At 49.6% G+C, this 12,224-nt stretch carries 7 protein-coding genes; all 7 read right to left on the bottom strand.

Going from position 1 to position 12,224, the window contains the following annotated elements; all coding sequences use genetic code 11:
- Positions 1–123: 123 nt before the first annotated feature.
- The gene (gene fusA / locus DHAF_RS02185; protein WP_015942752.1) at positions 124–2,202 is read right to left on the bottom strand and encodes an elongation factor G; all 2,079 of its coding nucleotides are present in this window, start codon (positions 2,200–2,202) and stop codon (positions 124–126) included.
- Between the two features lie 68 nt (positions 2,203–2,270).
- Positions 2,271–2,741 (bottom strand): 30S ribosomal protein S7, encoded by a 471-nt coding sequence (gene rpsG, locus DHAF_RS02180; protein ID WP_015942751.1) that lies wholly within the window; start codon positions 2,739–2,741, stop codon positions 2,271–2,273.
- A gap of 51 nt (positions 2,742–2,792) precedes the next feature.
- A complete protein-coding gene (gene rpsL / locus DHAF_RS02175; protein ID WP_011459097.1) occupies positions 2,793–3,215 on the bottom strand; it encodes a 30S ribosomal protein S12 in 423 nt (140 codons plus the stop codon).
- 99 nt (positions 3,216–3,314) lie between these two features.
- Positions 3,315–3,566, bottom strand: a complete 252-nt coding sequence (locus DHAF_RS02170) for a ribosomal L7Ae/L30e/S12e/Gadd45 family protein (protein WP_011459096.1) — start codon at positions 3,564–3,566, stop codon at positions 3,315–3,317.
- Positions 3,567–3,659: 93 nt separating this feature from the next.
- Entirely contained in the window at positions 3,660–7,127 is a 3,468-nt protein-coding gene (gene rpoC, locus DHAF_RS02165) for a DNA-directed RNA polymerase subunit beta' (RefSeq protein ID WP_015942750.1), read from the bottom strand.
- A gap of 24 nt (positions 7,128–7,151) precedes the next feature.
- Positions 7,152–10,499, bottom strand: a complete 3,348-nt coding sequence (rpoB, locus tag DHAF_RS02160) for a DNA-directed RNA polymerase subunit beta (RefSeq protein WP_015942749.1) — start codon at positions 10,497–10,499, stop codon at positions 7,152–7,154.
- Positions 10,500–10,996: 497 nt separating this feature from the next.
- Positions 10,997–12,190 carry an EAL and HDOD domain-containing protein gene (locus DHAF_RS02155; RefSeq protein ID WP_005810182.1) on the bottom strand — a complete coding sequence of 398 codons (1,194 nt, stop codon included), beginning with the start codon at positions 12,188–12,190 and terminating at the stop codon, positions 10,997–10,999.
- Positions 12,191–12,224: the final 34 nt, after the last annotated feature.

Raw genomic sequence — 12,224 nt, 5'->3', positions numbered from 1 at the left:
TTAAATTTTCACTCCCTCTAAATAATAAAGTAAGCAATAGAAGTTTCCTTTTATTTGAGCGAGGTCCGCTGACAAGGAGATCCCTGAACTTCGAACCCCGCACCGTAAACCATGGACTTAAGATTAAGCGCCGGCGCGTTTAGCAACAATGCCTTCAGCGATATTCTTGGGCACTTCCTCGTAGTGGTCAAACATCATGACGTAGACACCGCGCCCTTGGGTCTTGGAACGAAGGTCGGTGGCATAGCCAAACATTTCGGAAAGCGGGACAAACCCGCGAACGATTTGTGCTGTTCCTGTGGCTTCCATGCCCTCAATCCGTCCCCGACGGGAGTTCATATCGCCAATAACCTCACCCATATACTCCTCAGGTACAGTAACCTCTACCTTCATAACGGGCTCGATGATAGCAGGATCAGCTTTCGCCGCACCAGCCTTGAAGGCCATAGAGCCGGCGATCTTAAAGGCCATTTCGGAAGAGTCTACATCATGGTAAGAACCGTCATAGACTGTAGCCCGGATATCCATCACAGGATAGCCTGCCTGGATACCATTTTGCATGGCTTCTTCGATCCCCTGACCGATGGGAGCGATATATTCCCTGGGAATCACGCCACCCACGATTTTGTTGACGAACTCGAAACCACTGCCTTGCTCCAGAGGTTCAATCTCGATCCAGCAGTGTCCGTATTGTCCACGTCCACCGGATTGACGAACGAACTTACCCTCAGATTTAACAGCACGGCGGATGGTTTCTTTGTAAGCAACCTGAGGACGTCCCACATTGCACTCGACTTTAAATTCACGCTGCAAACGGTCAACGATGATTTCCAGGTGAAGCTCACCCATTCCTTCGATGATGGTTTGCCCGCTATCCTGGTCGGTATGCATTTTAAAGGTGGGATCTTCCTCAGCCAAACGAGCCAGAGCGGTACCCATCTTCTCCTGGTCCTGTTTCGTCTTGGGCTCAATGGCCACGTTGATGACAGGATCAGGGAATTGCATGGATTCGAGAATGATGGGGGCTTTGTCATCACAGAGGGTATCCCCGGTGGTGGTATCTTTTAAGCCCACAGCTGCGGCGATATCTCCTGCATAGACCTCGGGAATCTCTTCCCGGTGGTTGGCATGCATTTGGAGAATCCGGCCGATTCTCTCCCGTTTGCCTTTGGTTGAGTTGTAAACATAGGATCCCGAACCCAGGACTCCCGAGTATACCCGGAAAAATGCCAATTTACCCACGTAAGGGTCAGCCATGATCTTAAAGGCCAAGGCAGAGAACGGATCTTTGTCGCTGGAATGGCGTTCATCAGCTTCACCGGTCTCCGGATGCACCCCTTTAATATTCGGTACATCAGTTGGGGCTGGCATATACTCTACAACCGCATCAAGTAGTGGTTGCACCCCTTTATTCTTGAACGAAGAGCCACAGACCACTGGGATAAACTTCAGCCCAATTGTTCCTTTACGGATTCCGTTACGAATCTCTTCTTCGGTCAGTTCTTCACCTTCGAGATATTTCATCATGAGCTCTTCATCTGTATCAGCAACTGCTTCCAGAAGCTTCTCACGATATTCATTGGCTTGGTCGACTAAGTCTCCGGGGATATCGGCAACGTCGCTGGTGGTGCCTAAATCGTCCGTATAGATCATAGCCTTCATGGTTACGAGGTCAATAATTCCTTTGAATTGATCCTCTGCGCCAATCGGAATTTGGATCGGTACAGGGTTTGCACCTAACCGGTCAGCAATCATAGATACTCCCCGGAAGAAATCTGCACCCATACGATCCATTTTGTTAATATAGGCGATACGGGGTACACCGTACTTGTCCGCCTGCCGCCATACTGTTTCAGATTGAGGCTCAACACCGCCGACAGAGCAGAACACTGCTACAGCTCCGTCAAGTACACGCAAGCTGCGCTCTACCTCGACGGTAAAGTCCACGTGCCCTGGTGTATCGATGATGTTAATACGATGGCCTTTCCATTGGGCTGTCGTCGCTGCAGAAGTAATGGTAATCCCACGCTCCTGCTCCTGAACCATCCAGTCCATGGTTGCTGCTCCATCGTGAACTTCCCCGATCTTATGAACACGCCCGGTGTAGAACAAAATACGCTCGGTCGTGGTCGTTTTACCCGCATCAATATGGGCCATAATCCCGATATTCCGCGTTTTCTCTAATGGAAATTGCCTTGCCACTGATAATCCCCCTTTCTGCCGTAGTCATTCCCCATTGTGAATGATTTTAAGCATACGCTTTGATCATCCTACCAACGGTAATGCGCAAAAGCCTTATTGGCTTCGGCCATCTTATGAGTGTCTTCTTTTTTCTTAATAGAGCCGCCGGTGTTGTTGGCTGCATCCATCAGTTCACCTGCGATCCTCTCTTCCATGGTCTTTTCACTGCGTTTGCGGGCATAGCCTACAAGCCAGCGCAAGCCCAAGGTTTGACGGCGATCGGTGCGAACTTCGATGGGTACTTGGTAGTTGGCGCCGCCGACACGGCGTGCTTTTACCTCCAATACAGGCATCACATTCTTGAGAGCGGTTTCGAACACTTCAATTGGATCTTTACCGGTCTTCTCTTGAATGAGCTCAAATGCATTATAGCAAATGGATTCTGCAGTGCCTTTTTTACCATCCAACATAATTTGGTTGATAAATTTGGTCAGCACCCGGTTCTTATAAATCGGATCCGGCAGAATCTCACGTTTAGCAATATAACCTTTACGTGGCAAATCATTTCCCTCCTTTACAGCGCAATTCGTATTCCCCTCGTTACTTACGGCTTACTTCCCTTTCTTAGGACGTTTGGCACCGTATTTGGAACGAGCTTGCATCCGTTTCTGAACACCTTGAGTATCAAGGGCCCCACGAACGATGTGGTAACGAACACCCGGAAGGTCTTTAACACGGCCGCCACGGACAAGAACAACACTGTGCTCCTGCAGGTTGTGCCCGATGCCTGGGATGTATGATGATACTTCAATCGTATTGGTTAAACGCACACGGGCAACTTTACGGAGAGCAGAGTTCGGCTTCTTTGGAGTTGTCGTGTAAACCCTGGTGCAAACCCCACGCTTTTGAGGTGATCCCCCAGAGGCGAATTGCTTGCGTTGTAAAGAGTTATAGCCCCATTGCATAGCTGGAGCTGTTGATTTCTTTGCAATCTTCGAACGGCCATTGCGAATCAATTGATTAATCGTCGGCATAACTACACCTCCTTCCCAAGAAAGAACATATCAAAGGAATTGCTTGCTTCAGCATAAAGCAAGCAATCCCCAAAACTAACACATTTCGGAGCTTCCTGTCTATTCGGATAACAGGGCCGCTACAGCAGCGCCTACTTCAATCCCGCAGGCTTTGCCCAGCTCAAGCATCGTCTGAACTTCCTGAACTTGAATCCTTTTGTTCCGGCACTGTTCAAGGATGGGGCGAAGCACATGGCTTTCCGCATCCTTAGCCACATAGACACAGATTAAACTCTCTTTTTCCAGGGCCCGCAGAGTTTGCTTGACTCCCACGGTCCTGTTTTTGGATTTTTTTAAGGCTTCATCAAGCATTAATATGCTTTCCTCCTCAAAGAGCAACATTGATTGGTGAAAAAACTACATATTTTTCCCATAATCGTTAAATCACACTATAGTATTTTATCATCATGGATTTACACTGTCAAGATTTTCAACTTGCTCTTCATCAAGATTAATAACTTTTACATTCCGGTAACGGGACATTCCTGTACCCGCCGGAATGAGCTTCCCGATGATGACGTTTTCCTTGAGTCCCAGCAGAGGATCGACCTTTCCTTTGATGGCTGCCTCCGTGAGAACACGGGTTGTTTCCTGGAAGGATGCCGCAGAAAGGAAGGAGTCCGTAGCCAGGGAGGCTTTGGTAATGCCCAGAAGTACCGGTCTTGCTACTGCAGGCTCACCGCCGGCGGCAATCACCTTGGTGTTCTCTTCTTCGAAATCAAAGACATCAATCAAGCCGCCGGGTAAGAGGGTGGTATCACCGGCCTCTTCCACTTTAACCTTGCGGAGCATCTGGCGAACCATAACCTCAATATGTTTATCGTTAATATCCACACCCTGCAGACGGTAAACTCTTTGCACTTCACCCAGGAGATAAACCTGGACACCGCGGATTCCCTTAACCTTAAGCATATCATGGGGATTGATGCTTCCTTCAGTCAGTTCATCGCCGGCTTCAATCCGGTGACCTTCCCGAACCTTCAAGCGGGAGCCATAGGGTATCGTATAGGTCATCCGTTCTTCCGTATCACTGATAACATCCACTTCCCGGCGGCCTTTGACTTCGCGGATGGCGACCACACCGTCATTTTCCGAAATGATGGCCTGGCCTTTAGGTTTGCGTGCTTCAAAAAGTTCCTCAACACGGGGCAAACCTTGGGTGATATCGTCCCCGGCCACACCACCGGTATGGAAGGTCCGCATGGTCAGCTGAGTTCCCGGCTCACCGATGGATTGGGCAGCAATGATGCCCACGGCTTCTCCCATCTCCACATGATGGCCTGTGGCCAGATTCCGTCCGTAGCACTTGCGGCACACCCCGTAGCGGGTTTTGCAAGTGAGGACAGAACGAATGGTGACATTATCATAAACAGCAGCGATATCATGGGCTTGTTCTTCCGTAATCTCGTTGTCGGCAGTAGCCAGGATTTCCCCGGTCTCAGGATGCTTTAAATCTTCCAAAAGGAAGCGGCCCACGAGACGTTCTTCCAGTTTTTCGATGACTTCCGGACCATCCTTGACATCATCCACCATAATACCCTGGGTCGTACCGCAATCTTCATCCCGGACAATGACATCCTGAGATACGTCCACAAGACGGCGGGTAAGATAACCGGAGTCGGCGGTCCGCAGTGCCGTATCGGCCAGACCTTTCCGCGCTCCGTGGGAGGAGATGAAATACTCCAAAACGGTGAGGCCTTCACGGAAGTTAGCCTTAATGGGCAACTCGATGGTTCGTCCCGAAGGATCCGCCATCAGTCCCCGCATCCCGGCCAGCTGACGAAGCTGCTGAATATTACCCCGGGCACCGGAGGTGGCCATCATGTACACCGGATTGAATTTATCCAAGGAGTGCATCAAGGCTTTGGTCACGGTGTCCGTGGCTTTGGTCCAGATCTCGATAACTTTTTCATACCGCTCTTCGTCGGTAATCAAACCGCGGCGGAATTGCTGCTCCGTTTTATTGACCATGCCATCAGCATCGGCAAGAATCTGCCGCTTCTCTTCAGGTACGGTAATATCGGCAAGACCAACGGTCATCCCGGCACGGGTGGAGTATTTAAACCCTAAGCTCTTGATTCCGTCCAGGAGCTGGGCCGTTGCTTTATAGCCGCCGAGGCGGTAGCATTTGGCAACGATATTGTTAAGGGCCTTTTTCCCGGCCACTTCATTGATATAGCCTACCTCCGGTGGAATCACCGAATTAAAGATAAGCCTGCCAATGGTGGTTTCCAAAAGTTCACCATTAGGTTGGCGGACTTTAATCATCGCCTGGAGGTTTGCCTGCTTGGTATCATAGGCCAGAACCGCTTCATCCCGATTCTTAAAGATCTTGCCTTCCCCCAGCGCTCCCGGACGTTCCATGGTCAGGTAGTAGGAGCCTAAAACCATGTCCTGTGTGGGGGAAGCGACGGGACGGCCGTCTTTAGGATTCAAAATATTATGAGCGGAGAGCATCAGCAATCTTGCTTCAGCCTGAGCTTCTGCGGAGAGGGGTACGTGAACAGCCATTTGGTCCCCGTCGAAGTCCGCATTGTAAGCGGTACAGACTAAAGGATGGATCTGCAGGGCACGCCCTTCAACCAGAACAGGCTCAAAAGCCTGAATCCCTAAGCGGTGAAGGGTTGGCGCCCGGTTCAGCAGCACAGGATGCTCGGTGATCACTTCTTCCAAAACGTCCCAGACTTCAGAACGAACCCTTTCCACCATCCGCTTGGCGCTCTTGATATTATGGGCATGGCCTTCCTTGACCAGTTTTTTCATGACGAAGGGCTTGAAAAGCTCCAAGGCCATTTCTTTAGGCAGACCGCATTGATGAAGTCTCAGGTTGGGTCCGACCACAATAACGGAACGACCGGAATAATCAACCCGTTTACCCAGCAGGTTTTGCCGGAAACGCCCTTGCTTGCCTTTGAGCATATCACTCAAGGATTTTAAAGGACGGTTACCGGGGCCGGTAACGGGACGTCCCCGCCGGCCATTGTCGATCAAGGCATCCACGGCCTCCTGGAGCATCCGTTTTTCGTTGCGGACAATGATATCCGGCGCTCCCAGATCCAAAAGACGCTTGAGACGGTTATTTCTGTTGATCACCCGACGGTAAAGGTCATTGAGGTCGGAGGTGGCAAACCGCCCGCCATCCAGCTGCACCATAGGGCGGAGCTCCGGCGGAATGACGGGAACCACGTCCATAATCATCCACTCAGGACGGTTACCGGATTCCTTAAAGGCTTCCACCACTTCCAGGCGGCGGATGGCCCTGATTTTCCTTTGACCGGAAACCTCTTTCAATTCAACCCGGAGCTCGTCATTAAGCTTATCCAGGTCCATTTCCTCAAGAAGCATCTTAATCGCTTCCGCACCCATGCTGGCTTTGAAGCGGCTGCCGTATTTATCACGGTATTCCCGGTATTCGGTTTCCGTCAGGAGTTGTTTTTTCATTAACGAGGTATCCCCGGCATCGGTAACGATGTAGGATACGAAATAAAGAACCTTTTCCAGGGAACGGGGAGACATATCCAGGAGAAGACCCATCCGGCTGGGAATACCCTTGAAGTACCAGATATGCGATACTGGAGCCGCCAGTTCGATATGGCCCATGCGCTCTCTACGCACCTTGGAACGGGTGACCTCCACACCGCAGCGGTCACAGACAATGCCTTTATAGCGAACCCGTTTGTATTTGCCGCAATGGCACTCCCAGTCACGGGTTGGTCCAAAGATCTTTTCGCAAAAGAGTCCTTCCCGCTCCGGTTTCAGGGTTCTATAGTTAATCGTTTCCGGCTTCCTGACTTCTCCATGAGACCACTCACGGATCATCGTCGGAGAAGCCAAACCAATACGCATCCGGTCAAAATTGTTGACGTCTAGCACGGTTCTCTCTCCTTTCACCCGGGTCTATTCCATATCGTCATCATCAAAGGTCATCGGCTCATCATCAACAGCTTCTTCGTCCTCTTCGAAGTACTCATCATCCTCACCTTCACCGGCTTCATGGATGACAGGCGCCGGGAGGTCTTCATGAAGATCGATGCCCAGCTCTTTCGCCGTCTCGGTCACATCCTCATCGATTTCACGGATTTCAATTTCTTCGTCGTTTTCAGAAAGCACGCGGACATCAAGCCCTAAGCTTTGCAACTCTTTGATGAGAACCTTAAAAGATTCCGGAACTCCCGGTTCAGGGATGTTTTCACCTTTAACAATGGCTTCATAAGTCTTGACCCGTCCCACCACATCGTCAGACTTGACGGTAAGAATCTCCTGGAGAGTATAGGCTGCTCCATAAGCCTCCAGAGCCCAAACCTCCATCTCCCCGAAACGCTGACCGCCGAATTGGGCTTTACCGCCCAAGGGCTGCTGTGTAACCAAGCTGTAGGGTCCGGTGGACCGGGCATGAATCTTGTCGTCCACCAGATGGTGGAGCTTCAGGAAGTACATATAGCCGACGGTAATCTTATTATCAAAGGGATCTCCCGTCCGTCCGTCGTAAAGTACGGTTTTGCCTGTCTCTGGAAGTCCGGCTTTTCTAAGGGTGGCAAAGACATCCTCTTCCTGTGCTCCGTCAAAGACCGGTGTGGCCAAACGAAGTCCGAGAGCTTTCGCCGCCCAGCCTAAATGGGTTTCCATAACCTGACCGATGTTCATCCGGGAAGGAACACCCAGGGGGTTCAAGACGATTTCCACCGGAGTTCCGTCAGGCAGGAAAGGCATATCTTCCTGCTTCATAATGCGGGAGATAACCCCTTTGTTGCCGTGGCGGCCGGCCATTTTATCCCCAACGGAGATTTTCCGTTTTTGAGCGATATAGACCCGTACCAGCTCGTTGACTCCAGGGGCCAGCTCATCCCCGTTTTCCCGGGTAAAGACTTTGACATCCACGATCTTGCCGGCTTCCCCGTGAGGTACACGCAGAGAGGTATCCCGCACTTCCCGGGCTTTTTCGCCGAAAATGGCTCTGAGAAGGCGCTCTTCCGCGGTAAGCTCCGTTTCACCTTTCGGAGTAACTTTACCCACCAGGATATCCCCGGTGCTGACTTCCGCACCGATGCGGATAATTCCCCGCTCATCCAAATCTTTCAGCACATCTTCCCCGACGTTAGGAATATCCCGGGTAATTTCTTCCGGTCCCAGTTTAGTGTCCCGGGCATCGGCTTCATACTCTTCAATGTGGATGGAGGTATAGTAATCTTCCTTAACCAGCTTTTCGCTGATCAGAATAGCATCCTCATAGTTATAACCTTCCCAGGTCATAAAAGCGATCAAAACGTTGCGGCCAAGAGCCAGCTCACCATGATCCGTAGATGGACCGTCAGCGATGATCTGACCTGCTTCCACCCGCTCATTCTTCATCACGATGGGACGTTGATTGATACAGGTTCCCTGGTTGGAGCGCAGGTACTTTAAGAGTTTATGCTTCTCCAGGGTTCCGTCGTCATGACGGATGATGATATCCTCGGCTGTAGCCCGCTCCACAGTGCCGTCTTTAGAAGCTAAGACACAGACTCCGGAATCCTTGGCCGCTTTGTACTCCATCCCTGTTCCCACATAGGGAGCATCGGTGCGCAAAAGGGGCACAGCCTGCCGCTGCATGTTAGCGCCCATCAAAGCACGGTTGGCGTCGTCGTGCTCCAGGAAGGGAATTAAGGCCGTCGCGATGGATACCATTTGTTTCGGAGAAACGTCCATGTAGTCAATCCGCTCCGGCGCCACCAAAACGAAGTCGGGACCATGACGTCCATCGATCTTCTCTTCAATGAAATGCCCGTCATCCGTCAAAGGAGCATTGGCCTGAGCTACGACGAATTTCTCTTCTTCGTCGGCGGTCAGGTAATCGATCTGATCCGTAACCTGACCATTGTTCACTTTACGGTAAGGAGCTTCAATAAATCCATAGGGATTAATCCGGCCATAGGTGCTTAAGGAGCCGATCAAACCGATGTTGGGACCTTCAGGAGTCTCGATGGGGCACATCCGGCCATAGTGAGAGTGGTGAACGTCACGCACCTCAAAGCCGGCCCGTTCACGGCTTAGACCACCGGGTCCCAGGGCACTGAGACGGCGCTTATGGGTCAGTTCAGCCAAAGGATTGGTTTGGTCCATAAATTGGGACAACTGACTGCTGCCGAAGAATTCCTTAATGGCAGCCACTACAGGACGGATATTGATCAGAACCTGAGGCGTGATCACATCCACATCCTGAATAGTCATCCGTTCCCGGACCACCCGCTCCATACGGGATAAACCGATCCGGAATTGGTTCTGCAGCAGCTCTCCCACGGAACGAAGGCGGCGATTGCCCAGATGATCGATATCATCCTTATGTCCTTCTCCGCTCATCAGGGTCAGCATTTGCCGCAGGGAAGCCACGATATCTTCCTTGGTCAAATGATGCACATCAGTAGGAACACTGAGCTTCAGCTTTTTATTGAGTTTATAGCGGCCTACTTTAGCCAGATCATAACGCTTGGGATCAAAAAATAATGCTTCTAATAGAGAGCGCGCACTGTCCACAGTGGGAGGTTCTCCCGGGCGCAGACGCTTGTAGATTTCCACCAGGGCTTCCTCTGCCGACTCCGTATTATCCCGCTCCAGGGTAATACGGATATGCTCGTTATCATCGAAAAGCTCGGCAATCTGCCCATTGGTAGCATAACCCAAAGCCCGAATCAATACGGTGGCTGGAAGTTTACGAGTTCTATCCACACGAACAAAAATATTATCATTAACGTCCGTTTCAAACTCTAACCAAGCTCCACGGTTAGGAATAACCGTCGCTCCGAAGACTTTCTTCCCGCTGGGGTCGATGCTTTCGGAATAGTAAACACCGGGAGAACGAACCAGCTGACTGACGATAACCCGTTCTGCTCCGTTAATAATGAAGGTTCCTTTGGTGGTCATCAAGGGAAAATCACCCATGAAGACCTCTTGTTCCTTCACTTCCCCTGTCTCTTTATTAATGAGACGAACTTTAACCCGCAGAGGTGCCGCATACGTTACGTCGCGTTCCTTACACTCTTCCACCTCGTATTTAGGCTCTCCTAAACTATAGTCGATAAATTCCAATACAAGGTTGCCTGTGAAATCTTGAATGGGGGAAATATCCCTGAACATTTCCCTTAACCCTTCATCAAGAAACCACTGATAAGAGTTTTGCTGAATTTCGATTAGATTTGGCATGTCGAGAACTTCTCGAATTCTGGAATAACTCCAGCGTTCCCGCGTCCCTACCTTAACAGGATAGAACATGTACGCTTCACCCCTCAAGTGTGATGTCCTCGCCCCGAGGATAGTATTATGACATAAACAGCCAAAAGCAAGGCCTCATATGCAAAACCTCGCTTCGTCGTTTATGGAGATCCCTCTTGCGTGATCAAATTAATCAAATGACAATCTCCCCATCGTCACCTTTAGTACGATCCGATCGAAAGTTCTATCGGCATCCTAAGTTACTGTTTGGAATAGTCTGGATAATTCGTCCATTTTATGTACAGTAACAATTACTAAGGATACCAAGATTATCTACTATTGTCAAGGAGAAATATTTCTTTTTTTGCAGTTTTATGTCCTTCCCGGAAAATTATTTTCCGGGAACCCCTTGCCACCAAGTAGATTATACCAAATTTGTCTCCAAAACAATAATCGGGAGGACTTATAAGGAAATTTTTCTGGAGGGAATGCCCCTGATCATATAAAGGGGCTGCTCCTTTTAAGGAACAGCCCCTGTTTGTTTTCCGGAAAGCCCATCAGTAATTCAGTTTTTGTGTCCATTTCAAGGCTTCAAAATACAGCTCCATAAACTTTCGCGACATGGTATACCGATCCGCAGCTTTTTCCCAGTGACCTTTTTCCCAAGCCGTCACAAAATTCAACAGTTGCCGTTGCTCATTTTCGGCCCCCAGCAAGGCCTGTTTAACCTGTATGGATAGGGGAAGCCCCTTTAACACCTGTTCCATCGGACTGTTGAGCAATACATCAATGGCAGAGAAGATCCCTGTGAAGAAAAAACCGGAACTTTCACTCTGAGGGTAAAGTTCTGAGGCAAGGAGTTCCATGAATTTTCCTCGGATCAGGGACTGCTTAATCAATTCGGCATTTTCAACATTCTGCATATCCTTTAACAGCATCAGGGCAATCCATTGATGCATTTCTTTAATCCCGATAAAGGATAACGCGTGAGGAATGGACTGAATCTTATTTTTTGAACCCATATACACCGAATTAGCCAACTTCAATAGTTTATAGGAAAGCCCTAAATCACTTTTTATAATATTGGCCATAACTCCATAACTGGGCTCCGCTGAATTCAGCTCTTCAAGAACACTAAAAAGGTTGACGTTAAGGGTTACCACCTCTTTGGACTGGATTATGGCGGGCTTACTGAAAAAGTACCCCTGAAACAGGTCATAGCCCATAGCCGCCGCTTGTCTGAACTCTTCCCTGGTTTCAATCTTCTCGGCTAAAAACTTTACATTTTTACCGCAGCGTTTCATCAGGCTGGATTGTTCATTTTTACTGACAGCCGGAAATTCTATCTTAATAATATCAGCCATTTCGATTAAAGGCAGATTGTTTTGATCGGCTACAAAATCATCGAGAGCCAGCTTATAGCCCATAGCCTTCATCTTTTTGCAGGCCTCTACCGTAGCCGGAGTGACTTGGTCCCGTTCCAGAATTTCCACCACAATATTTTCCTTGGGCAGCAAGAAAGGAATATCACTGTCAATCAGCTTTTTTGAGAAATTGATAAAGGCATTGCTGCCATCAGTCAAATCCTGGAGTCCCATGACAAGAAAGGTGTTGTAAATTAATTCGGCGGTGGCCTGGTCGTCGTCAATGCCGGAGAAAAAATTATCACGGCTCTGTCTGTACAAAAGTTCATAGCCGTAGATTTTCAGGCCTCTGTCAAAAATAGGCTGTCTCGCCAGAAAAGCGTCCATTATCCGCACCCCCTTGCCGACCTGAGCTTATCCG

It is taken from the genome of Desulfitobacterium hafniense DCB-2 (genome assembly GCF_000021925.1).
In the GTDB taxonomy this organism is placed as follows: Bacteria; Bacillota; Desulfitobacteriia; order Desulfitobacteriales; family Desulfitobacteriaceae; genus Desulfitobacterium; species Desulfitobacterium hafniense.
Note: the sequence above shows the minus strand (reverse complement) of the source record. Positions and strands in the feature narration are given on the sequence as shown.